This is a genomic window from Streptomyces rectiviolaceus (genome assembly GCF_039533825.1).
In the GTDB taxonomy this organism is placed as follows: Bacteria; Actinomycetota; Actinomycetes; order Streptomycetales; family Streptomycetaceae; genus Streptomyces; species Streptomyces rectiviolaceus.
The window spans coordinates 26,217-51,669 of sequence record NZ_BAAAUG010000045.1 but is presented as its reverse complement, the minus strand read 5'-3'; the positions used below and the strand labels follow the sequence as shown (position 1 = coordinate 51,669).

22 protein-coding genes are annotated in these 25,453 nt (G+C 71.6%); 15 read left to right on the top strand and 7 right to left on the bottom strand.

Features of this window, described 5'->3' with window-relative positions; all coding sequences use genetic code 11:
* Together ABD378_RS15995 and ABD378_RS15990 are read right to left on the bottom strand one after the other, a co-directional pair.
* The coding region (locus ABD378_RS15995; RefSeq protein ID WP_344521569.1) for a sensor histidine kinase at positions 1-1,499 on the bottom strand (1,499 nt) is incomplete at its 3' end.
* 258 nt (positions 1,500-1,757) lie between these two features.
* Positions 1,758-2,498, bottom strand: coding sequence for a hypothetical protein (locus tag ABD378_RS15990; RefSeq protein ID WP_344521568.1), 741 nt, complete (start codon positions 2,496-2,498; stop codon positions 1,758-1,760).
* Between the two features lie 152 nt (positions 2,499-2,650).
* On the opposite strand from ABD378_RS15990, the gene ABD378_RS15985 reads away from it, so the two are divergent.
* Positions 2,651-3,049 carry a VOC family protein gene (locus ABD378_RS15985; protein ID WP_344521567.1) on the top strand — a complete coding sequence of 133 codons (399 nt, stop codon included), beginning with the start codon at positions 2,651-2,653 and terminating at the stop codon, positions 3,047-3,049.
* A gap of 72 nt (positions 3,050-3,121) precedes the next feature.
* Here the strand turns inward: ABD378_RS15985 and ABD378_RS15980 are convergent, their stop codons facing one another.
* From ABD378_RS15980 to ABD378_RS15970, 3 genes are all read right to left on the bottom strand, one after another.
* Positions 3,122-3,370, bottom strand: a complete 249-nt coding sequence (locus tag ABD378_RS15980; RefSeq protein ID WP_344521566.1) for a hypothetical protein — start codon at positions 3,368-3,370, stop codon at positions 3,122-3,124.
* 117 nt (positions 3,371-3,487) lie between these two features.
* Complete coding sequence (locus tag ABD378_RS15975) at positions 3,488-4,744, bottom strand: MFS transporter (RefSeq protein WP_344521565.1); 1,257 nt, start codon at positions 4,742-4,744, stop codon at positions 3,488-3,490.
* A complete protein-coding gene (locus ABD378_RS15970) occupies positions 4,741-5,232 on the bottom strand; it encodes a GNAT family N-acetyltransferase (protein WP_344521564.1) in 492 nt (163 codons plus the stop codon). Before ABD378_RS15970 ends, ABD378_RS15975 begins: the two co-directional genes overlap by 4 nt.
* A gap of 26 nt (positions 5,233-5,258) precedes the next feature.
* Here ABD378_RS15970 and ABD378_RS15965 point away from each other — a divergent pair, with 26 nt between their 5' ends.
* Positions 5,259-5,789: a CGNR zinc finger domain-containing protein gene (locus tag ABD378_RS15965; protein WP_344521563.1), complete on the top strand. Its 531-nt coding sequence runs from the start codon at positions 5,259-5,261 to the stop codon at positions 5,787-5,789.
* 150 nt (positions 5,790-5,939) lie between these two features.
* A complete protein-coding gene (locus tag ABD378_RS15960) occupies positions 5,940-7,523 on the top strand; it encodes a phosphodiester glycosidase family protein (protein WP_344521562.1) in 1,584 nt (527 codons plus the stop codon).
* Here ABD378_RS15960 and ABD378_RS15955 read toward each other — a convergent pair.
* Positions 7,513-8,808, bottom strand: a complete 1,296-nt coding sequence (locus tag ABD378_RS15955) for a cytochrome P450 family protein (RefSeq protein ID WP_344521561.1) — start codon at positions 8,806-8,808, stop codon at positions 7,513-7,515. The two genes, ABD378_RS15960 and ABD378_RS15955, sit on opposite strands and share 11 nt — an antisense overlap.
* A 229-nt stretch (positions 8,809-9,037) precedes the next feature.
* On the opposite strand from ABD378_RS15955, the gene ABD378_RS15950 reads away from it, so the two are divergent.
* From ABD378_RS15950 to ABD378_RS15920, 7 genes are all read left to right on the top strand, one after another.
* Positions 9,038-11,257: an NADP-dependent isocitrate dehydrogenase gene (locus ABD378_RS15950; protein WP_344521560.1), complete on the top strand. Its 2,220-nt coding sequence runs from the start codon at positions 9,038-9,040 to the stop codon at positions 11,255-11,257.
* A gap of 99 nt (positions 11,258-11,356) precedes the next feature.
* Positions 11,357-11,881 carry a GNAT family N-acetyltransferase gene (locus ABD378_RS15945; protein WP_344521559.1) on the top strand — a complete coding sequence of 175 codons (525 nt, stop codon included), beginning with the start codon at positions 11,357-11,359 and terminating at the stop codon, positions 11,879-11,881.
* Between the two features lie 155 nt (positions 11,882-12,036).
* Positions 12,037-13,215: an acyl-CoA dehydrogenase family protein gene (locus ABD378_RS15940; RefSeq protein ID WP_344521558.1), complete on the top strand. Its 1,179-nt coding sequence runs from the start codon at positions 12,037-12,039 to the stop codon at positions 13,213-13,215.
* A gap of 202 nt (positions 13,216-13,417) precedes the next feature.
* Positions 13,418-14,791 carry an MFS transporter gene (locus tag ABD378_RS15935; protein WP_344521557.1) on the top strand — a complete coding sequence of 458 codons (1,374 nt, stop codon included), beginning with the start codon at positions 13,418-13,420 and terminating at the stop codon, positions 14,789-14,791.
* Positions 14,792-14,853: 62 nt separating this feature from the next.
* A complete protein-coding gene (locus ABD378_RS15930; RefSeq protein WP_344521556.1) occupies positions 14,854-15,714 on the top strand; it encodes a shikimate dehydrogenase in 861 nt (286 codons plus the stop codon).
* A gap of 50 nt (positions 15,715-15,764) precedes the next feature.
* On the top strand, positions 15,765-17,570 hold the full coding sequence (locus ABD378_RS15925; protein WP_344521555.1) for a bifunctional sugar phosphate isomerase/epimerase/4-hydroxyphenylpyruvate dioxygenase family protein: 1,806 nt from the start codon (positions 15,765-15,767) through the stop codon (positions 17,568-17,570).
* 37 nt (positions 17,571-17,607) lie between these two features.
* The gene (locus tag ABD378_RS15920) at positions 17,608-18,285 is read left to right on the top strand and encodes a TetR family transcriptional regulator (RefSeq protein WP_344521554.1); all 678 of its coding nucleotides are present in this window, start codon (positions 17,608-17,610) and stop codon (positions 18,283-18,285) included.
* An 18-nt stretch (positions 18,286-18,303) separates the two neighbouring features.
* Here the strand turns inward: ABD378_RS15920 and ABD378_RS15915 are convergent, their stop codons facing one another.
* On the bottom strand, positions 18,304-19,089 hold the full coding sequence (locus ABD378_RS15915) for a DeoR/GlpR family DNA-binding transcription regulator (RefSeq protein WP_344521553.1): 786 nt from the start codon (positions 19,087-19,089) through the stop codon (positions 18,304-18,306).
* A 255-nt stretch (positions 19,090-19,344) separates the two neighbouring features.
* On the opposite strand from ABD378_RS15915, the gene ABD378_RS15910 reads away from it, so the two are divergent.
* The 5 genes from ABD378_RS15910 to ABD378_RS15890 are packed head-to-tail and all read left to right on the top strand — an operon-like array spanning position 19,345 to position 25,443.
* Positions 19,345-20,655: an MFS transporter gene (locus ABD378_RS15910; protein WP_386546899.1), complete on the top strand. Its 1,311-nt coding sequence runs from the start codon at positions 19,345-19,347 to the stop codon at positions 20,653-20,655.
* A 13-nt stretch (positions 20,656-20,668) separates the two neighbouring features.
* The gene (locus ABD378_RS15905; RefSeq protein ID WP_344521551.1) at positions 20,669-22,231 is read left to right on the top strand and encodes an FGGY-family carbohydrate kinase; all 1,563 of its coding nucleotides are present in this window, start codon (positions 20,669-20,671) and stop codon (positions 22,229-22,231) included.
* The gene (locus ABD378_RS15900) at positions 22,224-23,732 is read left to right on the top strand and encodes an FGGY-family carbohydrate kinase (RefSeq protein ID WP_344521550.1); all 1,509 of its coding nucleotides are present in this window, start codon (positions 22,224-22,226) and stop codon (positions 23,730-23,732) included. The genes ABD378_RS15905 and ABD378_RS15900 overlap by 8 nt, the downstream gene beginning before the upstream one ends.
* Positions 23,729-24,355 carry a histidine phosphatase family protein gene (locus tag ABD378_RS15895; RefSeq protein WP_344521549.1) on the top strand — a complete coding sequence of 209 codons (627 nt, stop codon included), beginning with the start codon at positions 23,729-23,731 and terminating at the stop codon, positions 24,353-24,355. Before ABD378_RS15900 ends, ABD378_RS15895 begins: the two co-directional genes overlap by 4 nt.
* A 44-nt stretch (positions 24,356-24,399) precedes the next feature.
* On the top strand, positions 24,400-25,443 hold the full coding sequence (locus tag ABD378_RS15890) for a 2-hydroxyacid dehydrogenase (protein ID WP_344521548.1): 1,044 nt from the start codon (positions 24,400-24,402) through the stop codon (positions 25,441-25,443).
* The last annotated feature ends 10 nt before the right edge of the window (positions 25,444-25,453 follow it).

Below are 25,453 nucleotides of genomic sequence, written 5' to 3'. Positions count from 1 at the left end.
GCCGCGGGAGCGGTGGGCGCCGCGGGCGTCTCCGGGGGAGCAGACCGCTCCGGGGCAGTCGTGATCTCCGGGGCCGTCGGTGCGGGCGGCGCGGGGACCGGCGCGGGCGTCGGCTCGACGCTCCGGGGTGCGATCTGCTGCGGAGCGGGGTCGCGCTGCTGGGCCAGGAGCTGCGGAGGCAGCAGCACCACCACACCCGTGCCGCCGCGTGAGGACGGACGGAAGTTGACGCTCATGCCGTACTTGGCGGCCAGACGCCCGACCACGGCGAGGCCGAGGCGGGTGCCCTGCAGCGATGCCAGGTCCGTCACGTGCCCGGAGACCGACTCCTCCGCGCGGCGCATCGCCGCGTCGGCCATCTTCAGGCCGCTGTCCTCGATCGTCACGACGATCCCGGCGCTGCGCTCCTCCACATAGACGTGCACCTCGTCGATGGGCGGGGAGAAGTTCGCCGCGTTGTCCATGAGTTCGGCCAGGACGTGCATGACGCCCTCCGCCGCGAACCCGGCGATGGCCACGGTCGTCGAGCAGTGCAGCCGCACCCGCTGGTACGCGGAGATCCGCCCCACGGCGCCCCGCAGGATGCTCTCCATCACGATCGGCTTGTTCCACGCGCGACTGGAGCGGCCGCCCATCAGAAGGGCGAGACGGTCCGTCATGAGACCCAGCTGGGAGGTGCTGTGGTCGAGGCGCAGCAGATCACCGAAGACCTCGACGCCGTGCCGCTCCTGCATGTCCCGCAGGTCGGCGAGCATGCCCACGGACTTGGCCTGCACCCGGCTCAGCGCCTTGGCGGAGGCCGCCTGCGCGGCCGCGGCGCGCCGCTCGCTGTAGGCGAGCTCTCGTACGAACGACTCGGCCGGCACGCGAAGCAGGGGATTGTGCGGCCACTCAAGCCCGGCCAGGACCGTGTCCGCGGACGCGCCCTCGCGCAGCCGCTCGATCGCGTCGGGCAGTGTCACCGCCGTCAGCTGGTCCAACTCCTCGGTGGCCTGCGCGAGTTGACCCTGTGCCTGGTCGCGTCGGGACTCGACGGCGGCGGCGTGCCGCACGGTCTCCTCCACCACGGACGCGAACACGTGGACCACCTGGCGCAGTTGCGGATCCGTCGGCGGCGACGTCTGCGCCAGGGTCTCACTCGCGCTCGTCCCGTCGCGCAGCCGTTTCACGACGGTCGGCAGCGTGACGTTCACCAGATGCGCGGACTCGGCACCCTGACGCGCCAGCTGCGCCTTGAGGGAACCGGCCTCGGCGTGGTCGGCGGCGGCCGCACCGCGGACCCGCTTGACGTGCAGCGAACCGGCCACCAGGGCGATCGCAAGACAGAGCCAGCCGGCCGCGACGGAAGTCGCCGTCCAGACCCGGGCGTTGTCCGGCGCCGAGACACTCGCGATGGCACCGGCCGCAGCGGTCACCACCAGCACGACCACGGGCACGGCCGACGCGGGCCGCCGCGCCTTCGCTATTCGGTGCGGGCTGGGAGGAGCAGGCACGGGCATTCAGCGGTCCCTCGGTCCTTGAGCGCAGGTGATCAACGAGCCGACCGAATTTACGCATCGGTCGCAGACCCGGCGGGAACACCAAAGAGGACGGTGATCTTCCGGGCCACACATTGCGCCATGCTAGTCACCCCGCGGAGCGCGGAGGACAGAGAGGCGGAACAGTCCGTCCAGGAGAGCACTTCGTCGCGATCTCGCCCCTCGAACGTGACTCCGTGATAGTGGAGTTCGACCCCACGGCAGAGATCACGCGGCGGCTCAGTCGACCGCTGACGTCTCGGCGATCTCGTACGCCTCGAGGCCTGGAGTCGCGAGGAGATCCGCCACGCAGGCCGCCGAACCTCCCACGTATGTGCTCACCAGATCGACGTCTCCTGCCACGCACCAGGCACGGTCGTCGGGCCACCACAGGTCGGGGATCTCGGGCGCCGCCTCATCGGGATCGCCCGCGGGTGACGCGGGCGAATCGGCGTCGTCGAGCGGTCCTGCGAGCAGGATCTCGTCGCGGCCCGGTGTGCGGAACACGGGGAAGCCGTCCCAGTTGTAGTTGCCGTACCCCTCCCAGAGCCCGTACCAGCAGCGGTCGGGGGTCCGGGTGTGCCGGGAGAGGACGGGGATCAGGGCGCGGGCCACGTCCGCCGGCGTCGGGCCCTCGTGCGGGTGTTCGTCCCAGAGGCGGGGGAGGGCGGGGGTGTCGTCGTTGCGGTAGAGGAGGCGGTCCCCGAGACCGATGAGCTCGTGCCAGCGCGTCGCCGCCGACACCGACCGGCCGTACACGGGGGCGACTTGGTCCCACCGCACCGGCTCCGTGCCGAGGAAGGCCGGGTGGAGGATCCGCGCGTACGCCTCGAAGCCGGGTGCGCAGACACCGGCCACTGTGCCGAATCCGTCGTCGTGGGGCGGGCGTTGCTCCAGCCAGCGGGCGGGCGTGAGGTCGTGCCGCTCGACGCGTAGACGGCCGTAGACGGATGGGGGCTGACACTGGTCGACGAGGCGCATGCCCCCAGTGTCGCCCGCGTCGCGGTGCCCGTGAGCCCGCGGGTGGACGCCGATTGAGGCGGGCCGGGCGGGGCACTCGCAGAGGCGCGGGGCGGCCGGGTGAGACGGCTCCCGCCCTATGGCCGCCCCATTGCCGACAGAAGAGGTGCCTCATGGCTGTCAAGAAGACCGCGGTTCTCGTCCTGGACTGCGCGAAGCCCGAGGAGCTCGCGGAGTTCTACGCGGGGTTGCTCGGGGCCACGGCCAACACGGGCAGCGACCCCGACTACGTCGAGGTCTACGACGGGAAGGGCATCTGCCTGGCGGTCCACCGGGATTACGGCTACGCGCCTCCGAGCTGGCCCCGGCCGGAGGACTCGCAGCAGGCGCACCTGAGGATCCTGGTGGCCCGCGGCGACATCGACGAGGCGGAGCGCGAGGCCGTCGGCCTGGGCGCGCGGCCCGTGGACACCAAGGACAACTCCGGCCCCCGGGACACCCGGACCTACAGCGACCCGGCAGGCCACTCGTTCACCCTGGCCGTCACCGTCGAGCCGCAGGGGCCCCACTGAGCCGTACGCGCGACCGCGCGGTGCCCGGAGCGCCCGGGGTGCCCGGAGTGTGCGGACCCCCACGGATCCCGCTCAGTCGGCGGGCTCGTCCGGCACCGGCTGGTCCGGGCGCACGCCACCCGAGTGCGGCGCGCCGCGCCTGCCGGTGCCCGCCTCGTCCGTGTCGGGTACGTCGTCGTCGGCGTCCGGGGCGTTGCCGGTGGTGGCCGATGCGTCGTCCGGCTCCCAGCGGTCCTCCTCGTCCGAGGCCTGCTGATCGGGCAGATCCCTCGGTACGGGTGTCTCGTCCTCGCCGCGGGTCTCGGGCTGCTCCTCGCTCACGGTGCTCCTCCAGGGTTTCGTCACGTCGTTCCGCGCGGTCTCACGGCGGCTTCCGGTGCGGTGGCCCGGCTACCCGTCGTTGTCGCGGCAACACCTCGTACTGGTTCACGGTGGACCTCAGACGCCGTGTCGGCCACACGAGCGGGGCCGGTTGCCCGGCCGTACTCGGGCCGAGACGGCCAGGGCGACGGCGGTCATCGCCGACAGGAGACCCCAGACCGGCAGGAAGCCGCCGGACAGGTCCTTGAGCAGACCGAGCACGGGCGGCATCACCACGATGGCGATCTGGTTGACGGACATCGCCAGGCCGAGCGCGAACCCCGTCCTGTCCGGCGGAGCCGATTCGGTCACGTAGGTGACCCAGGGGCCGTACCAGCCGTAGCCGAAGAAGCCGAGCCAGACGAGGGTGCAGCAGGCGAGCGCCGGTGACCGGCCGAGCGGCGTCATCAGCACGGCCATCCCCACGAGTACGGCGGCCATGCAGAGGACCAGGGACCCGTACCGCCCGGACCTGCGGCGGTCGCTCCAGGCGGCCAGGGCGATGCGGCCGACGATGCCCGCACCCTGAACCGCCACCAGGACAAGAGCCGCGGGGCCGACTCCGACGGATGCCGTCTCGTGCAGGTACAGCACCGTCAGGATGCCGACGCCGTACTGCACCGAGATCAGGCTCGCGCCGCAGAGCATGATCTGCGTCATGGACGGTTCGCGGAGCATCCGCAGCCGGGCGCCGAGCTGCGACCTGAGCGAGGCACGCGGCCCGTCGTCCCGGGGAGCGGCCGGGACGGGCGGCCTGCGGTAGAGGCCCATGAAGACGCCGGCCCCGAGGAGCGCGACGAGCCCGCCGGTCACGAGCGTCGCCCGCCAGCCGAAAGCCTCGGCGATGAAGGGCAGGGCCGCCGAGGCCAGCGCGGCGCCCAGCGGCAGCCCCGCCTGGCGGACGCCCATCGCGAAGCCCCGCTGGGACGCGTCGAACCAGGACGCCACCGATTTGCTGCCGCCTGGCTGAACGGTGCTGTATCCCGCGCCGACGATCAGCAGCGCGAGGAGCAGGGACACGTATCCCGGCGCCGCGCTGCCCGCGAGCAGGCCCACGGCGACCACACCGGCGCCGGCCCCCACGACCCAGCGCTCGTCGCGGCGGTCCAGCAGTTCCCCGGCCACGAGCAGCCCGACCAGCGGAACCAGTTGGGCCGCCGAGACCAGCAGACCCAACTGGACCGTGCTGAGATGCAGGTCGCGTTGCAGGTGGATGCCCATCGCCCCGATGCCCTGCACGAAGAAGCCGGACGCGGCCTGGGTGAAAGTGGCGATGCCGAGGACGGTCCACCGGTACCGCCACGCGCTGTGCGCCGGCCCGGCGAGGGCTGTCATGGGCGCCAGTACAGCGCGGGGTCGGGATGGTCGACGAAGCCGAGGTCGCGGTAGAGCGGCTCGCCCTCGTGGGAGGCGTACAGGTCCACGCGGGCCACCGCACGCTCCCGGAACCAGTCGAGCAGGCCCCGCATGAGCGAGCGGCTGTGTCCGCGCCGCCGGTGCGCCGGGTCGGTGACCACGCCGATCACGAGCCCGACCCGGCCGTTGCACAGGTGCGGGCCCGGCAGCCGCTGCTCGACCGAGCCGATGGCGCACGCGGCCAGGCCCCTGTCGCCGTCCACGACGAGGATCCGGGTGCCCTCGGTGGCCAACTGCTCCTTCAGGACCACGGCCAAGGCGTCCTGCCAACTGCCGTCTCCCGATGACGGGTTGAAGTATGCGCCGCCGAGGTCCTCGAACAGCAAGGCCCGCAGGCGTACGAGTTCCGCGATGTCCTCCTCCGTCGCCGGTCGTATGTCGGTGTGTTCCGCGGTGCGTTGTGGCATGCCGATCAGCCTGATGTAATGGTCTTATGCATCTCAACCCTTACGGCGAGGAGGTCGTGAACCTGGCCGCCGACCTCGCCAACCGGCGCCCGGAGACCGCCGATGAACTCGCGGAGCGCTGCCGCGCCGCCGGGCTCGTGCTGGAGCGCCCGGTCACGCCGGAGGACCTCGACCGCACGCAGGACGCGCTGGAGAAGTGGGAGAAGGTCATCGACGCCACCGGCGATGACGAGCGCGCCGAGCTGCTCAACGGGATGCTGGCGGAATCCGCCGCCTATCCGCGGCTGACCGACCACGCGGGCTCGGGCTGGCACCTGCACTACCGCGACGACCGGCAGCCGCTTGGCGCCCTACTGTTCCAGCTGATCTCCGTCGGTACGGCGCTGCATCTGGCGGGGCGGGGCATGCACCGGCTCCGGCGGTGCGCCGTGACCGAGTGCGCCACGATCTTCGCCGACACCTCCCGCACCGGGCGGCAGCGCTACTGCTCGCAACGGTGCGCCAACCGCGACGCGGTACGCCGCCACCGTGCGCGCTCCACGGGCCACGTCGACTGAATCCACCGGCGCCGATGCGACCGAATCCGGGCTCCACATGCGGTGCGGGGCCCTGTTTTCCGGCCGGACTTCTGGTATTCACTCCTGGGATCGATCGCCGTCCGCGCGCTCGCGTTCGCTGCGGTGTACCAACGCGACCTAGGAGTTTCCGTGGCCCTCGCACGCCGTCCGTCCAGAGCCGCCGCGAAGGTGTCGGTGGTCGCCGTCGCCGCGGCGGGACTTCTCGCCCCCGGTGTCGTCGTCGACCGGTACGGAGACAGCGCTGCCGCCGCTGCTCCAACTGCCGCTGTCCCGGGGCCGATCGCCGACTGGCAGCACGAACGCCTCGCCCCAGGGGCCGACCTGTACCAGGGGAGCGTCGCGGGCCGCCCCGGCGCCGACCACTGGGCGGTCACGGTGCGGGCGGACGGTGCCCACCTCTCCGCCGAGGGGGATGCGCAGGCGCTTGCGGAGCGGGTGCGCGGCGCCGGGTTCGGCGCGCGTGCCGAGGCGGTCACGTGGCCGCGGGGTTCCGACCGGACCGGGGTGGTGGGGGTGCGGGTCCGGGTGGGGGAGTACGCCGCACGGGCCGATGCCGACGCCGAGCGGAAGGCCCTCGCCGCCGCCGGGTTCGACGCGGTGAGCGAGTGGACCGGCGCCGACGGTGTACCCGGTACCGGAGTCGCCCGGGTCAAGGTGGCGATCGTCGACCCGAAGCGCTATCGCGGTGCGATGAAGGGCACGTACGGCAAGGGTGTCGCCGGCCGCGAGACGGTGAGCGACATGGCCGCGAGCGGCGACGCCCTGCTCGGTGTCAACGCGGGCTTCTTCGTCATGGAGGGCAAGGACGGCGTGCCGGGCGCGTCGGCCGGGATCGCCGCGTACGACGGGGAGTTGCAGAGCGCGGCGACCGACGGCCGGATCGCGGCGGTGCTCCGCGGTGACGGCCTGCGCCCGCGGTTCGAGAAGCTCAGCACGGAGCTCCGGGTCGGCGCGGGCGCGGCGTCCGCCGTCGTGGACGGCGTCAACCGCGTGCCGGGCCTGGTGCGCAACTGCGGCGGTGTCGGCGGGGACACCCCGACCGAGCGCCCGCAGCACGACGTGACCTGCACCGACCCCGACGAGATCGTGAAGTTCACCGACGAGTTGGGCGCGAACACCCCGGCGGGCGACGGCGTGGAGGCGGTGCTCGACGCGAGCGGACACGTGCGGGAGGTGCGTGCGCGCGGCGGCGCCGTGCCCGAGGGCGGAAGCGTCCTGGCGGGCATCGGCTCCGGCGCCACGTGGCTGCGTACGCACGCGAAGCAGGGAAGCGCCGTGAAGGTGCGGGAGCGGATCCTGGACGAGCGGGGAAGGGAGCTGAAGCTCGGCCCGCAGGACGACATCGTCAACGGCGGCCCCGAGCTGGTGCGCGGCGGCAAGGTCGCGGTGAACTACGCCGCCGACGGCATCGAGCGCGCCGGCGACCGTTCCTTCGCGTACACCTGGGGCATCAAGCGCAACCCGCGCATGCTCATCGGCGTCGACCGGCAGGGCCGCATGCTCCTGGTCGGCGCGGACGGCCGGCAGCCCGGATACAGCGACGGGTTCGGGCTCAACGAGGGTGCGGAGCTGATGAAGTCGCTCGGCGCGGTGCGGGCCATGGCCCTGGACGGCGGCGGCTCCGTCACCATGGCGGTGAACGGCAAGGTGATCAACTCGCCGTCGGACGGCACCGAGCGCGCGGTGGGCGACGCGCTGCTGCTCACGCGCTGACGGCCCGGGCGGGCAGGGGAGCGGTGGTGACGGGGACCCGGCGCGGGCCGCGGACCAAGAGGCCCGGCCGGTAGGGGAGTTGTGCCGGGTCGGCCGTCAGGCGAAGGCCGGGGAAGGCCGCGAGGAGCCGGGGGAGCGCGATCGTTGCCTCCAGACGGGCGAGCCGTGAGCCGAGGCAGAAGTGCGGTCCGTGGCCGAAGGCGGCGTGGGGCGCCGTGCGCGTATCACCGGCCCCTGCCAGGTAGCGGCCCGGACGGAAGGCGTCCGGGTCCGGGAAGTGCCGGGGGTCGCGGTTGGCGGCGGCGAGCACCGCGAGGACGGAGGCGCCCGCGGGTATGACCACGCCGTCGCCGATGTCCACCTCCTCGGTCGTGTGCCGCCACGTCGTGCCCTCCAGCGGGCTGGCGTGGCGCAGCGTCTCCTCGACGACGGCAGGCCAGCGCGCGGGGTCACGGTGCGCCGCCGCCAGCTCGCCGGGGTGGGTGAGCAGGAGCAGCGACGCCGATGCCAGCAGGTTCATCGTGGTCTCGTAGCCCGCGAACAGGAGGAGGAACGCCATGGCGAGCAGCTCCCCGTCGTCGAGCCCGCCCCCGCTCTCCGCCGGGTCCCGCGGGAGCGCGTCCTGCGTGAGCGCGCTGAACAGATCGGATCCGGGTGCGCGCCGCTTGCGGGCGATCAGCTCGGTGAAATAGGCGTGCAGGCCGGTCCACGCCTCGTCCACCGCGCCCGGCTCCAGCGCGTCGGCGGGCGAGCCGACCCGGTAGGTCCAGGCCCGTAGATCCGCCCGGTCGGCCTCCGGCACCCCGAGCACCTCGCCGATCACCAGGACGGGCAGCGGGAAGGCGAAGGCGTCCACGAGGTCCACGCTGCCGTCCCGCCGAAGCCGTAGCTCCATCTCCCGCAGGAGCCCGGCGGTCAGCTCCTCGATCCGCGCACGCAGCGCGTCGACGCGGCGCGGGGCGAACGCGGCGGTGGTCAGCCGCCGGAGCCGGGTGTGGTCGGGGGCGTCGGTGTTGAGCATGTGCCGGGCCAGGCAGGCGCGGGCGCGCTGCGCGGGGGAGTCACGGGAGTCGCCCTTCGGCCGCCCGGCGCCCTGCGGGGGCACGTTCGAGAAGCGGGGGTCGGCGAGGACGGCCCGCGTCGCCTCGTATCCGGTGACGAGCCAGGCGTGCGTCCCGTTGGCGAGCGGTACCCGCACGGCGGGGCCTTGGCCGCGGAGGTGCGCGTAGTACGGATACGGGTCGCGCGCGAAGGCGGGGTCTGCGGGGTCCAGGGGTGCGATCACCCGCTCATCCTCGCCGCGGCGGCCCCGTCGCGGGGGTCGGCCCCACCGCCAGGAACCGCGGGCCGGGCCTGTGGGAACCGGACAGCAACCAGCGGTGTCCACGCGAACTACGGAATGTGACGGGCACTACGGGCTGTGACGTACCAGAACCGGGCCCGCTTCGTGGATGGAGGCGATCACGAGATATCTTGATGTCGAGCAATGTTGCAGACGTGGAGCGGAGCACCCGGTGACTGACTCGACCATCATTTACACCCACACTGACGAGGCCCCGGCCCTCGCGACGTATTCGTTCCTGCCGGTGGTCGAGGCCTATGCCTCGACGGCCGGGGTCACTGTGGAGAGCCGTGACATCTCCCTGGCGGGGCGCATCATCGCGCTCTTCCCCGAGTTCCTCGAGGAGAGCCAGCGCATCGACGACGCCCTCGCCGAGCTCGGCGAGCTGGCCAAGACGCCCGGCGCGAACATCATCAAGCTGCCGAACGTCTCGGCCTCGATCCCGCAGCTGAAGGCGGCCGTCGCGGAGCTGCAGTCGCAGGGCTACGCGCTGCCGAACTACCCGGACGACCCGAAGACCGACGCGGAGAAGGACATCCGCGCCCGTTACGACAAGGTCAAGGGCAGCGCCGTCAACCCGGTCCTGCGCGAGGGCAACTCCGACCGCCGCGCCCCCGCATCGGTCAAGAACTACGCCAAGGCGCACCCGCACCGCATGGGCGCCTGGACGGCCGACTCGAAGACGAACGTCGCCACCATGGGCGTCGACGACTTCCGCTCCACCGAGAAGTCCGTGACCATCGCCGACGCGGGCTCGCTGCGCATCGAGTTCACGGGCGAGGACGGCAGCACCACGGTCCTGCGCGAGTCCGTACCGGTCCTCGCGGGCGAGGTCGTCGACGCGGCCGTGCTGCGTGTCGGTCCGCTGCGTGAGTTCCTCACCGCGCAGATCGCGAAGGCCAAGGCCGACGGCGTGCTGTTCTCGGTGCACCTGAAGGCCACGATGATGAAGGTCTCCGACCCGATCATCTTCGGCCACGTCGTGCGCGCCTTCTTCCCGAAGACGTTCGCCGCGTACGGCGAGGCGCTTGCCGGTGCGGGCCTGACCCCGAACGACGGTCTCGGTGGCATCCTCAACGGCCTCGACGCGCTGCCCGATGGCGCGCAGATCAAGGCGTCCTTCGAGGCCGAGCTTGCCGAGGGCCCCGAGCTCGCGATGGTCGACTCCGACAAGGGCATCACGAACCTGCACGTGCCCTCGGACGTCATCGTCGACGCCTCCATGCCCGCGATGATCCGTACCTCCGGCCACATGTGGGGCCCGGACGGCGGCGAGCACGACACCCTCGCGGTCCTTCCCGACTCCAGCTACTCCGGCGTCTACCAGGTCGTCCTCGACGACTGCCGCGCCAACGGCGCCTTCGACCCCTCGACGATGGGCTCGGTGCCCAACGTCGGCCTCATGGCGCAGAAGGCCGAGGAGTACGGCAGCCACGACAAGACCTTTGAGATCGCCGCCCCCGGTACGGTGCGCGCGGTCGACGCGGCAGGCAACGTCGTCCTGGAGCAGACCGTCTCCACCGGCGACATCTTCCGGATGTGCCAGGCCAAGGACGCCCCGATCCGCGACTGGGTCAAGCTGGCCGTCAACCGCGCCCGCGCGACCGGCTCGCCGGCCGTGTTCTGGCTCGACGAGACCCGCGCGCACGACGCGCAGCTCATCGAGAAGGTCAAGGCGTACCTGCCCGAGCACGACACCGACGGCCTGCAGATCGAGATCATGTCGCCGGTGGACGCGACCGCGTTCTCCCTGGAGCGCATCCGCCGCGGCGAGGACACCATCTCGGTCACCGGCAACGTGCTGCGTGACTACCTGACGGACCTGTTCCCGATCCTCGAGCTCGGCACCAGCGCCAAGATGCTCTCGATCGTCCCGCTCATGAACGGCGGCGGCCTCTTCGAGACGGGCGCGGGCGGCTCCGCCCCCAAGCACGTCCAGCAGCTGGTCCGCGAGAACTACCTGCGCTGGGACAGCCTGGGCGAGTTCCTCGCCCTCGCGTCCAGCTTCGAGCACCTCGCGCAGACCACGGACAACGCAAGCGCCCAGGTCCTGGCCGACACCCTCGACCGCGCGACGGCGACGTTCCTGGAGAAGGACAAGTCGCCGACCCGCCGCGTCGGCGGCATCGACAACCGCGGCAGCCACTTCTACCTGGCCATGTACTGGGCCCAGGAGCTGGCCAAGCAGACCGCGGACGCCCAGCTCGCCGAGGCGTTCGCCCCGCTGGCCAAGACGCTGGTCGAGCAGGAGCAGACCATCGTCGACGAGCTGAACGCGGTCCAGGGCTCGCCCGCCGACATCGGCGGCTACTACAAGACCGACCCGGCCAAGGCGACCGCCGTGATGCGCCCGTCGGCGACGCTGAACAAGGCGCTCGGCCTTCTCGGCTGAGTGAACTACGGCTGACCCAGGTCCGCCCCGGTAGCGATGTCGGCTACCGGGGCGGACCCGTCTCCGCGCCCGGCGGACGGGTCCGGCAGGATCGGTCCCATGCCACGCCCGCCGAGCACGTTCCCCTGGCCCGCCACCTTGACCGCGGACCGCCTCGTCCTGCGCCCGATCGAGACCGGTGACGTCCCCGTCATGGCGCGGCTCTGGACGGACGAGGCCGTCCGCCGCCACCTCGGCGGGCCGGTCGACAAAGAGACACTCCGATTGCGCGAGCAACACTGCGTCGGTGCGCACGGCGCCTTCAGCGTGACGCTGCGGACGAACGGGTCGGTGATCGGCGGCGTACAACTGGAACCCGACTCGCGCCTGGCCGGGCGGACCGAGGTGTCGTACCAACTGCTGCCCGAACACTGGGGGTTCGGATACGGGCGCGAGGCGGTCGCCGCCGCCGTCGCCTGGGTGCGCGAGGCGGCCACCCCCGAGGGCGCGGAGGTGGTCGCGGTCACGCAGGAGGCCAATACCCGGTCGCGTCGCCTGCTCGAATCGATCGGCATGGAACAGACGGAGGCCTTCGTCGAATGGGGCGCGGCGCAGGTTCTGTACTCCGCCGGCCCACGGTCCTAGCCGAAGGCCAGACCGAGGCAACGTCTGAAGCGGGATCTCCTCCGGGGCGGTGCGTGTGGGCACATGCGTCGCTGCCATTCCCTATTTCTGAAACGCGTTCTACTGTGTGCGCCGTCAAGCCCAAGCCCGGAGAGCCAGCGAAAGCAGGAGGGGCCGTGCACCTCGAATACACGCCTGAGCAGCGGCAGTTGCGCACCGAGCTGCGCGCGTACTTCGCCGAGCTTGTGCCCGACAACGCGTACGCCCGATACGCCGACCCCGCTGCGCAGAAGCGGTTCTACCGGGAGAGCATCCGCCGCCTCGGCGCCGACGGCTGGCTCGGCGTCGGCTGGCCCAAGGAGTACGGCGGGCGCGGGCTCTCGCCGATGGAGCAGTTCATCTTCTTCGACGAGGCAGCCCAGGCCGGAGTGCCGCTGCCCCTGATGGCACTGAACACCGTCGGGCCGACCCTGATGCAGTTCGGCACCGACGAGCAGAAGGCGTACTTCCTGCCGAAGATCCTCTCCGGCGAACTCGACTTCGCGATCGGCTACAGCGAGCCGGACGCGGGCACCGACCTCGCGGCGCTGAAGACGAAGGCGGTCAGGGAAGGCGAGGAGTATGTCGTCAACGGCCAGAAGATCTGGACCACCAACGGCGACACCGCCGACTGGGTCTGGCTCGCCGTCCGCACCGACCCGGACGCCCCGCCCCACAAGGGCATCACCATGCTCCTCGTACCGACGAGCGACCCCGGCTACTCCTGCACCATCATCAACACCCTCGCCTCGCACGACACCACGGCGAGCTACTACGAGAACATCCGCGTCCCCGTCTCGCGCCGCGTGGGCGAGGAGAACAAGGGCTGGCGGCTCATCACCAACCAGCTCAACCACGAACGCGTCACCCTCGCCGCGCACGGCACGATGGCCATCCGCGCCTTCCATGACGTGCAGCGCTGGGCCGCCGACACCAAGCTCGCCGACGGCCGCCGCGTCATCGACCTCGGCTGGGTCCGCCAGCGCCTGGCCAGGACGCACACCAAGCTGGACGCGATGAAGCTCCTCAACTGGCAGATGGTGAACGCCGTCCAGGAGGGCACCCTCACCCCCCAGGACGCCTCCGCCGTGAAGGTCTACGGCTCCGAGGCGCGCAGGGACGCGTACGCCTGGCTCATGGAGGTGGTCGGCTCGGCCGGCTCGCTCAAGGAGGGCTCCGCGGGCGCCGTCCTCCACGGCGAACTGGAACGCGGCTACCGCAGCGCCGTCATCTTCACCTTCGGCGGCGGCAACAACGAGATCCAGCGCGAGATCATCTCCTGGATCGGGCTCGGGATGCCGCGCGTGCGCCGCTGACGCCGCCTGCTTGCGGGGGTGGCCCCGAAGACCTCGCTCAAGGTCTTCGGGGCCACCCCCGCAGGTGTTTCGGCCAGATGTATTGACACGGCCCGAGGGGCGGGCGAGCATCACAGCCAAGTTAATTAACTATCTAGTGCGTTAACTGCACGTGCCGCGGGTGTGCACCGCTCGCCACCCGTTCCGTCCCCGAGGAGTTCACGTGTCCGCTCACCCACACGCCGACCAGCCGTCGGCCGCGCCGTCCCAGGGCAGGCCACGCAAGGCCGCCTTCGCCGCCTGGATCGGCAGCGCGCTGGAGTACTACGACTTCTTCATCTACGGCAGCGCCGCCGCCCTCGTCTTCCCCAAGGTCTTCTTCGACCCGGACGACCCGGCCACCGCCACCTTGATCTCGATGGCGACCTTCGGCGTCGCGTACGCCGCCCGCCCCCTCGGGGCTCTCGTTCTCGGCCACTTCGGCGACCGGCTCGGCCGTCGGAAGATCATGGTGTGGACGCTGGTCCTCATGGGTCTCTCCACCTTTCTCATCGGCTGTCTGCCCACGTACGCGCAGGTCGGCACCGTCGCTCCGGTGCTCCTCGTGCTGATGCGGGTGTTCCAGGGTCTGTCCGCGGCCGGTGAGCAGGCCAGCGCGAACGCGATGACGCTGGAGCACGCGCCGGAACACCGGCGCGGCTACTACACGAGCTTCACCCTCAACGGCACCCAGGCCGGTCAGCTCCTCGCGACCCTGGTGTTCCTGCCGGTCGCCGCACTGCCGGACGAGCAGCTGTACACCTGGGGCTGGCGCATTCCGTTCTTGCTGAGCGCCCTCGTCGCGGTCGCCGGGTACGTCATTCGCCGCACCCTCGAGGAGACCCCCGTCTTCCGGCAGGTCTCCGCGGACCAGGAGGTGGCCAGGATGCCGCTTGCGGACCTGGTCAGGAACCACTGGGCCGATGTGCTGCGGGTGGTCGCGGCGGCGCTGATCGCGACGGTCAGCACGATCTTCTCGGTCTGGGCCCTCTCGTACGCCACGAGTGACGCGGTCGGCCTCGACAAGACGGGCATGCTCTGGGTCGCCGGCAGTGCCAACGCGGTGGCTCTGCTCGCCATCCCGCTCTGGGCCAGGCTCTCGGACCGCATCGGCCGCAAGCCCGTCTTCCTCATCGGGGCGCTCGGCAGCGGAGTGATGATCTTCGTCTATCTGTGGGCGATCTCGACCGGCAGCTACCCGCTGGTCTTCGTGACCGGACTCCTGCTCTTCGGCGTCGTCTACAGCGCCGCCAACGGCATCTGGCCCTCGTTCTACGGCGAGATGTTCCCCGCCAGGGTCCGACTTTCCGGCATGGCGATCGGCACCCAGATCGGGTTCGCCGTGGCGGGCTTCGCGGTGACCTTCGCGGCACAGATCGCGGGCCCCGACGGCGACAACTGGCTCGGCGTCGCGATCTTCACTGCCGCCTTCTGCGCGATCTGCGCGATCGCCGTGGCCACAGGGCGCGAGACGCACCGCGTGCCCACGGCCGATCTCGGCCTGCGTGCCGGGGACGCGAAGGCGTCGGCAACGGCCCGCGAGGCCGCCGCCCTGTGACCCGGCCGCGCCAACCGCGACCTCATGATCAACCGTGCCAAGCTGACCCACAGGAACTCTCGATGACCTCGTACCTCACCGGCCTGATCGGCTCCGGCATCGGCCCCTCCCTGAGCCCCGCCCTGCACGAGCGCGAGGCGGACCGGCACGGTGTCCGCCTCATCTACCGCACCCTCGACATCGACGTGCTCGGCGTCGCGCCCGAGGCCGTCGGTGAGCTGGTACACGCCGCCCGCCGCCTCGGCTTCGACGGGCTGAACATCACCCACCCCTGCAAACAGCTGGTCATCGAGCACCTGGACGAGCTCGCCCCGGAGGCCGCCGAACTCGGCGCCGTGAACACCGTCGTCTTCAGGGACGGACGCGCCGTCGGGCACAACACCGATGCCACCGGCTTCGCCCAGTCCTTCGCCCGTGGCCTGGCCGACGCGCCGACCGGTGACGTCGTGCAGCTCGGCGCGGGCGGTGCGGGCGCCGCCGTGGCGCACGCGCTGCTGAACCTCGGCGTCGACCGGGTCACCCTGGTCGACACCGATACGGCCCGTGCCGCCGCCCTTGCCGCCGCGCTGACCTCGCGCTTCGGGCCAGGCCGTGCGGTGTCCGCGGCGACCGGTGCGGTGGCCGAGCGCGTCGCCGCCGCGGAACGCCTCGTCCACGCCACACCGACCGGCATGGTCGCGCATCCGGGTCTTCCGCTGCCGGTCGCGCTGCTCAGGCCCGGCCTGTGGGTGGCCGAGGTCGTCTACCGGCCGCTGGAGACAGAGCTGTTGCGCGAGGCCCGCGCCATCGGCTGCCGCACCCTCGACGGCGGCGGCATGGCCGTGTTCCAGGCGGCCGACGCCTTCCGGCTCTTCACCGGGCTCGAACCGCACACCGGACCGATGCTCGCCGACCTCGGCGATCTGGCCGCCTTCCCGGCCTGATCCGACCTCACAGCCCGACCTGACCTGACCTGACCTGACAGGAGGACACCATGCGCAAGTCGATCGCCACTGTCTCGCTCAGCGGCCCGTTGTCCGAGAAGCTCACCGCCGTCGCCACGGCCGGATTCGACGGCGTGGAGATCTTCGAGAACGATCTGGTGGGCGGGCCGCTCAGCCCCGAGGAGGTGCGCCTTCGCTGTGCGGATCTGGGTCTGGGCATCGACCTCTACCAGCCCTTCCGCGACTTCGAGGCCGTCCCCGCCGATGCTCTCGCCCGCAATCTGCGGCGCGCGGAACGCAAGTTCGCCGTGATGGAACGCCTGGGCGCGGACCTGCTCCTCGTCTGCTCCAGCGTCGCCCCCGATGCGGTCGACGACGACGCGCTCGCCGCCGAGCAACTACGGCTGCTCGCCGACCGGGCAGCGGCCCACGGCATCCGTATCGCCTACGAGGCACTGGCCTGGGGGCGGCACGTCAGCACGTACGACCACGCCTGGCGAATCGTCGAGCAGGCGGACCATCCGGCTCTCGGCACCTGCCTCGACAGCTTCCACATCCTCTCCCGCGGGTCGGACCCCAAGGGCATCGCGGACATCCCCGGCGAGAAGATCTTCTTCCTTCAGCTGGCGGACGCACCCCTGATGGCGATGGACGTCCTTCAATGGAGCAGGCACTACCGCTGCTTCCCCGGCCAGGGCGGCTTCGACCTCGCCCCGCTGGTGGCCGCCACCGTACGGGCCGGATACCAAGGGCCCCTGTCGCTCGAAGTGTTCAACGACGTCTTCCGGCAGGCAGGGGCGGCCTCCACCGCCGTCGACGCGCTCCGTTCGCTGCTCCTGCTCGAGGAGTCGGCCGGTCTGTCCGCGCTGCCCGCCGCGTCCGCGCCCTCCGGCTTCGCCTTCGCCGAGCTGACCGCGGCCGACACCGAACCGCTGCGCGGAGTGCTCGAGTCTCTCGGCTTCGCCCACACCGCTCGGCACACCTGGAAGCCGGTCGAACTGTGGGAACAGGGGGAGGCCCGGATCCTGCTCAACACCGGGGTCAGCGGCCGCCGTCAGGACCCGGCGCTGACGGCCGTCGGCGTGGAGACCCCCGACCCGGACCGCGCCGCACGGCGCGCCGAGGCGGTGCTCGCACCCGTGGTGCCGCGCCGCCGGGCCCCGCTCGACGCCCCGCTGGACGCGGTGGCCGCACCCGACGGCACGGAGTTCTTCTTCTGCCGCACGGGGCGGCCCGATCACTCCAGCTGGACCGGTGACTTCACCGACGTACCGTCGCGTGCTCCCGCACCCGAGCGGACGGACCCGGCGGGGACCGTCCACCACATCGACCACATCGCCCTCACCCAGCCCTGGCACCAGTTCGACGAGGCATCGCTGTTCCACCGGGGCGTGCTGGGCCTTGAGGCGGACGGCAGCCTCGATCTGGCCGACCCCTACGGCCTGGTGCGCAGCCGGGCCGTGGCGTCACCCGACGGGGGTGTGCGCATCGTCCTCAACATCGCGCCCGCGCCGGACGCCGACGGCAGCCGCCTGCAGCACATCGCCCTTGCCACGGACGACATCGTCGCCGCCGCCCGGCGCGTCCGGGAACGGGGCACGGGTCTGCTGCCGATCCCCGCCAACTACTACGACGACCTCGACGCCCGCCACGAACTGGAGCCACAGCACCTGGCCACCCTGGCGGACCTGGGCATCCTCTACGACCGTGACGAGAACGGGGAGTTCCTCCACTGCTACACCGCCACGGTCGGGCGGGTCTTCTTCGAGTTGGTGCAGCGCACGGGCGGCTACCGCGGATACGGGGCGCAGAACGCGGGCGTACGACTCGCCGCCCAGCATATTCACCACCATTAGACTGATCGGCGCCGATGAGTCCGCCCTGAGGAGCCGCATGGCCGCCGCAGTCCCCCCGCCGTCCCCGCCCGTCAAACGAACCCGGGACGCGGCCCGTACGCAGGGGGAGATCCTCGATGTGGCCACCGAGGAGTTCGCCCGCATGGGCTATGCGGGGGCCAGGGTGGACGAGATCGCCGCCCGCATGCGGACCACGAAGCGGATGATCTACTACTACTTCGGCAGCAAGGACCGGCTGTTCACCGCGGTCCTGGAGCGTGCGTACAAGGTCATCCGGCACGAGGAGCAGCAGCTCGACGTCGGGCATCTGGACCCGGTCTCCGCCATCCGCCGCCTTGCCGAGCTCACCTTCGACCACCACGAGGCCCACCCGGACTTCATCCGCCTCGTCAGCATCGAGAACATCCACGAGGCGCAGCACATCGCCGCCTCGCCGTCTCTCGCCTCCCTCAGCTCCCCGGCGATCGACGTCATTGCCTCCATCCTCGAAACCGGGCGTGAGCAGGGCGTGTTCACGGCCGAGGTGGACGCCGTCGACCTGCACGCGATGATCAGCTCGTTCTGCTTCTTCCGGGTCTCCAACCGGCACACCTTCCGCACGCTCTTCGGCCGTGACCTCACCGAGGCGTCCCGCCGCGAGCACTACCGGACGATGCTGGGAGACATGGTCATCTCCTACCTGACCTCGGATCTCCCCGGCGCGGACGGGAGTTGACCACCCCGTGACCACCCCTCACTGATCGCGGGTCGGCACCACCATCACCTCGGTACCGGCCGCCCGCACCGCCCGAACCTGCTCCGCGGCCAGGCCGTCGTCCACGATCAGCAGATCGAAGTCGGTCAGCGGAGCGAGGGCGTAAAGGCCGTCCTTGCAGAACTTGGTGTGGTCCGCGACCAGCACCCGCCGCGCCGCGCACTCCATCATCGCCCGCTTGACCTGCACCGTCTCCGGCGAGGTGTGATAGCAACGGCCGTTGGTGACGGCCGTGGTGGACATGAAGAGGACATCGGCGCGAAAGGCACGGACCGCGTCCGCGGTGTGCAGGCCCATGAACGCGTCGTACGCCGGGAAGTACGCACCGCCCAGCGTGATCAGTGAGATGCCGGGTTCCTTCGCGAGCGTGGTGATGGCCGGGAGCGAGTTGGTGATCACGGTCAGCGGGGTGTGCTCGGTGGCCTGGTGCGCGAGGAGCAGGCAGGTCGTGCTGTCGTCGAGCAGCACCGTCTGGCCCGGCACGAGCAGCGTCGCGGCGGCCCGCGCGAGCAACTGCTTCGTCTGCGCCATGGTGGCCATCCGCTCCGCGACGCTGCCGTGGAACTGCGCCGACGGAAGGCCGGTCGCGCCCCCTCGTACCTTCCGCAGCCACCCCTGCGCCTGAAGGGCGTCCAGATCGCGGTGCGCGGTCATCAGGCTGACGCGGAACTCCTCGGCGAGGTCCGCAGTCCGTACGAAGCCGCGGCCGATGACGGCCTCACGCATCAGCCGCCGCCGCTCCTCCTGGGCCTCGATCCGGTCCATCGCGGTGCTCCCTCCGGTGTCCGTGCCCTGATCCGCGGGCGGCACGTGTGTGAACTCGCCGCGTTATGTTCGCACGGATTTAACGCGCCTCTCGCGAGGAGCGCGGCGTCCGGGAGCGGCTCAGGTCCGACGCAACACGGCAGGTCGCCGCCCCGATGGGAAGATTCAGGCCGCCATTGACTCGCCTTTCCGGCCAGCTGTTCCATCACCTCGTCCGTCCCTCCTGCCCCCGCCGCAGAAAGGGGAGAGTCGATGATGACTTCTCTGCCCCCTCCTCCGCGTTCACTGATCACACGCCTGGGCATTCCGCCGACCCTCGCCTGGGGCTACCTCGGGCTGCTCCTCTTCATGATCGGAGACGGGGTCGAGTCCGGCTATCTCTCGCCGTACCTGATCGACGAGGGAATCTCGCAGCCCCGGGTCGCCCTGCTGTTCACCGTGTACGGCGCAGCCGCGGCCGTCGCCGCCTGGCTCTCCGGAGTGCTTTCCGACCTCTGGGGCCCGCGCCGCGTCATGTGGACCGGTCTGGCCATCTGGGGCGTCTTCCAGCTCCTCTTCCTCGTCCTGGCCATCCCCATGACCAGCTATCCGCTGATGATGCTCGGGTACGGACTTCGCGGCCTCGGCTATCCGTTGTTCGCCTACGGGTTCCTCGTCTGGATCGCCTCCGTGGCGCCGCGCGCCCGGCTCGGCACGGCCATGGGCTGGTTCTGGTTCGCCTTCACCGGCGGCCTGCCCACCCTCGGCTCGCTGGTCGCCAGCGGACTCATACCGCAGATCGGCGCGTACGCCACGCTGTGGTCCGCGCTTGCGCTGGTGGCCGCGGGCGGTCTGATCGCCCTTCTGCTCGTCCGTGACGACCGGGGCGGGAAGCAGTCGCGGGGTGAGGGCGAGGGGCCGGTGGCCACCCTCGTCGGCAGCGTCACGGTCCTGTGGCGCAACCCCCGGGTCGGCGCGGGCTCGCTCGCCCGGGTCATCAACACGGCCTCGCAGTTCGGCTTCTTCGTCATCATGCCGATCCACTTCACGAAGACGGTCGGCTTCAGCCTCACCGATTGGCTGCACCTGCTCAGCGCGATGTTCGCGACGAACATCTTCGCCAACCTGCTCTTCGGCGTGGTGGGCGACCGTTTCGGCTGGCGCAGGACCATCGCCTGGTTCGGAGGCGCCGGCTGCACCGTCAGCACGCTGGTGCTCTTCTACGTCCCGAACGCGGCGGGCGACAACTTCCCGCTCGCGCTGCTGGCCGCCGCCTTCTACGGCGCTACGCTGGCCGGATATGTACCGCTTTCGGCACTGGTGCCCTCGCTGGAACCGCGGCACAAGGGACAGGCGCTCTCCGCGCTCAACCTGGGTGCGGGAGCCAGCACCTTCGTCGGCCCGGCGGTCGTCGCCGTCTTCGTCGGGCCGCTCGGCGTCACAGGGGTGGTCTGGATTTTCGCGGGGATGCATGCGGTGAGCACCGTGCTCGCGCTCTTCCTGAAGCTGCCGGACGACACGGGCGCGGCGGAAACGGCGAGTGCCTCGCCGGACGCCGCGCCCGCCACCGCCTCGGCCCCGGCGTGAAAGGAGCCACCTGATGTCCGTACTGACCATTGACGTGGGCACCACGATGATCAAGTCGGTCGTCTTCGACGACCAGGGCGAGGAGATCGCGGTCGCCCGGCTCGCCACCGAGGTCCTGCGGCCCCACCCCGGCTGGGCGGAACAGGACATGGACGCCGTCTGGAACGCCGTCGTCCACACCGTCCGCAGCGTGCTCTCCGGCCTCGCCGACCCCGTCTGGCTGGTGTCCTTCACCGCCCAGGGCGACGGCGCCTGGCTCGTCGACGAGGACGGCCGCCCCACAGGACCCGCGATCCTGTGGTCCGACGGCCGGGCCGGGGACCTGCTCACCACCTGGCAGCGCGAAGGCGTTCTCGAAGCCGCCTTCCGCCGCAACGGTTCGCTGACCTGCGCCGGCATGCCCAACGCCCTCTTCAGCTGGCTCGCGGCCCACGACCCGGACCGCCTCGCACGCTCCACCACCTCGCTCACCGCGGCGGGTTGGCTCTTCCTGCGCCTCACCGGTGTCCGCGCCTGCGACGAATCCGACGCCTCCGCCCCGTTCCTGGACCACACCACCGGGGACTACGACCCGCGGATCCTCGACCTGTTCGGCCTGAGCGCGTACCACCGGCTCCTGCCGACCGTCCTCGGGGAGTCGGAGCGGATCGCCGAGATCACCGGCGATGCCGCGGGACAACTGGGGCTGCCCGCCGGTCTTCCGGTCGTGATGTCCCCGTACGACATCGCCGCCACCGCCCGCGGCGTCGGCGTGGTCAACCCCGGCCAGGCGTGCAGCATCCTGGGCACCACCCTGTGCACGGAGATCGTCCGCACGGACGTGGACACCAGCGGCGAACCCTCCGGCATCAACATCGCCTACCGCGGCCGCGAGCGGATCCTTCGCGCCTTCCCGACCCTCAACGGCGCCGAGGTGCTCGGCTGGGCCGCGCAGACGCTGGGTCTCTCCGGGCCGCCGGAGTTGGCACGCCTTGCCTTCGAATCGGAGCCCGGCGCCCGCGGGTTGCTGTTCCTGCCCTACCTCTCCCCGGCCGGCGAACGCGCGCCGTTCCTCGACCCACAGGCCCGCGGCTCCTTCTGGGGTCTTTCCCTGGAGCACTCGCGCGCCGACCTGGCCCGCGCCGTGTTCGACGGGCTCTCCCTCGTCCTGCGCGACTCGCTGGCCGCGGCCCGTACGGACGTCAGCGAGCTGCGGCTGTGCGGCGGCGGCGCCAACAGTGATGCGTGGTGCGCGCTGATCGCCGATGCGACGGGTGTGCCGACCGCCCGCTCCGGCGACACCGAACTGGGCGCCAAGGGCGCCTTCCTCACCGGCCTCGTCCGCTCCGGCGCCGAGAGCAGCATGCACACCGCCGCGGCCAAGTACGTCCGGATGCAAAGCAGTTGGGAACCAGACCCGGAGCGCGCACAGTTCTACGCCGCCCTGTACGAGGACTTCATCGGCCGGCGGACCATCGCCCGCGAGGCAGGCTGGCGGGGCGGCGCGGTATGGCGGGGGAGCCGTGCCCCGGGGCCGGACGCGACCGCCCATCACGGCGAAAGCACCGCCACCGACCCGGGAGACATCTGTGCCTGACATCCATCGCGCCGACCACGCGCCCCTCGACGGGATCTGGCTCGGCCTCGACCTCGGCACCCAGAGCGCCCGTTGCGTCGCCGTCGACGGCACCGGGCAGCTCATCGGCGCCGCGTCGCGGCCGCTGACAAGCCACCGGGACGGCGTACGCCACGAGCAGGACCCCGAGCAGTGGTGGACCGCACTGGCCGCCGCCTGCCGCGAGGCCCTGGGCGGACTCGACGCGCGAAGGATCCGCGGGCTCGCGATCGACGGAACCTCCGGGACGATCCTGCTCGCCGACGCCACCGGCCGCCCGCTCACCCCCGGCCTGATGTACGACGACGGGCGCGCCGCCGACCAGGCGGCGACCGTCAACGAGGCGGGTGGAGAGGTCTGGCGGGAGCTCGGCTACCGCAGCATGCAGCCGTCCTGGGCGCTGCCGAAGCTGCACTGGCTCCTGGACCAGGACGCCACACCGGCCGCAGCGGGGACCCGGCTCCTTCACCAGGTCGACCTGATCACCTGGCGTCTCGCCGGACATCAGGTCGCCGCCGACGCAAGCCATGCCCTCAAGACCGGCTACCACCTGATCGAGGAGCGCTGGCCGCACAAGGTCATGGCCGAACTCGGCGCCCCCGAAGGCCTGTTGCCCGACGTCGTACGCCCCGGCAGCGTGCTCGGCACCGTCTGCGCCGACGCCGCGGAAGCCACCGGCATCCCCGAGGGCACCGCCCTCGTCGCCGGAATGACGGACGGCTGCGCCGCCCAGATCGGCGCCGGAGCCCTGGAACCCGGGGCCTGGAACTCGGTGCTCGGCACCACCCTCGTACTCAAGGGCACCAGCACGCACCTGGTCCGCGACCCGGCGGGCGTCGTGTACTGCCACCGCGGACCGGGCGACAGCTGGCTGCCCGGCGGCGCGTCCAGCAGCGGCGCGGGCGCCGTCGCCCGGCACTTCCACGGCGAGAACCTGGACGACCTCACCGAACAGGCCGCCGCGCTCGACCCGGACGCGGTCGCCTACCCCCTGGTCTCCACCGGCGGCGAACGCTTCCCCTTCCGAGCCCCGGAAGCCGAACCCTTCATCCTCGGCGAGACCCCCACCCGCGCCGCCGAGTTCCACGCCTACCTCCTAGGCGTCGCCTGCCTGGAACGGCTCTGCCTCGACTATCTCGACCACCTCGGCGCACCGGTGGACGGACCGCTCACCCTCACCGGCGGAGGCGCCCGCAACCGCTACTGGTGCAGGCTGCGCGCCGAGGTCCTCGGGCGTCCGGTACGCCTTCCGGAACAGGCCGAGGGCGCCATCGGCATGGCCGTGCTCGCCGCCACCTCCTGCGGCGCGAGCCTCCAGGAGGCGGCCGCCGCCATGGTCCGGATCGGCGAGGAGATCCACCCGTCGCCCGCCCGCACCGCCCGCTACCTCCCCGTCTACCTCCGCTTCATCGACGAACTCACCCGCCGTGGCTGGCTCGACCAGACCGTGGCCGACCACGCCCGCAGGAGGGCAGCGCAGTGACCGACTTCATCCTCGTACGCCATGGCGAAACCGTCTGGCACGCGGAGAACCGCTACGCGGGACGCACCGACGTACCCCTCACCGAGCACGGGCCCGCGCAGGCCGCCGCTCTCGCCGTGTGGGCCCGCGCCGCGGAGCTCACGGCCGTCTGGAGCTCCCCGCTCTCCCGCGCCCGGCTCACCGCCGCACCCGCCGCCGACGCCTGCGGCCTCACCCCGCGCGTCGACGAGCGTCTCTGCGAACTCGACTTCGGCCAGGGCGACGGCCTGACCAGGGACGAGATGCGCGAGCGCTTCCCGGAGCGGCTCGCGGCCTTCCTCGACGACCCGGTGGAGCACCATCTGCCCGGCGGCGAGGACCCGCGCAAGGCCGCCGCGCGCGCCGCCGAATGCCTGGCCGACATCGCCCGCGAACAGCCACGCGGCAGGGTCCTCCTCGTCGCCCACTCCACGCTCGTCCGGGTCCTGCTCTGCCAACTCCTCGGCATCCCGCTCTCCGACTACCGCCGGGTCTTCCCCCAACTGCTCAACGGGGCCCTCACGGAAATCCGCGTCGAGGACGGGCAGACCGCACTGCTGCGACTCAACACCCCCGCGACGACCGAGACCCCCGACTTCCGCTGACCGGCCACCCGCCTGCCCGCACCGCCTTTCAGGAGACACCACCCATGAGCACCACCGTCCTCGCCGCCGGCAACCACTTCATCCGCCCGAGCCTGTTCACCGAGGCCGTGCGTGGCGCCGCAGGGGAGCTGCCGCTGGACGTCCGCGAACTCCAATTCCCCTGGCCGCACACGCCGTTCGGCCCGGTCGCCGAGGTCATCGAGGCATCCGGCAGCGAGGAGGAGATGATCGAGGCGCTGCGGGGCGTGCAGATCTGTGTCACCGAGCACGGCCCGCTCACCGAGCGCATCCTCGCCAACTGCCCCGACCTGAAGCTGTTCTGCACCAGCCGCGGCGGCCCGGTCAACGCCAACCTCGAAGCCGCGACCCGGCACGGAGTGGCGGTCTGCTACGCCCCCGGCCGCAACGCCACCGCCACCGCGGAACACACCCTCACCCTGCTGCTCGCCGCCGCACGCGGCGTCGGCGACACCCACACCGACCTGCGCGACGGCACCTGGCGCGGCGACTACTACGACTACGACAACTGCGGCATCGAGATCGACGGCGCGACCGTCGGCCTGATCGGCTACGGCGCCATCGGCAGCCGCGTCGCCAAGGTCCTGCGCGCCATGGGCGCCGAGGTCCTGGTGCACGACCCGTACGTACGGCCCGACGCGCTGACGGGCGTCGCCGAACAGGTCTCCCTCGCCGAACTGCTCCGCCGCTCGCGCATCGTCTCCCTGCACGCCCGGGTCACCGACGAGACCAAGGGAATGATCGGCCGCGCACAGATCGCCGCGATGCCCCGCGGATCGATCATCGTCAACTGCGCCCGCGGCGCGCTGCTCGACTACGAGGCGGTCTGCGACGCCCTGGAGTCGGGTCACCTCTCCGGAGCGGGCTTCGACGTGTTCCCCGAGGAGCCCCTTCCCGCCGACTCCCGTCTCCTCACCGCTCCCGGCGTCGTCCTCACCCCGCACATCGCGGGCGGCAGCCGGCAGGTCGCGCACAAGGCCGCGAACATCGTGGCCGGTGAGGTCGGCCGTTTCCTGCGCGGCGAGCCCTTGGAGCACTGCGCCAACCCCGAGGTGTTCAAGACGGGTTGAGGCCGGACCG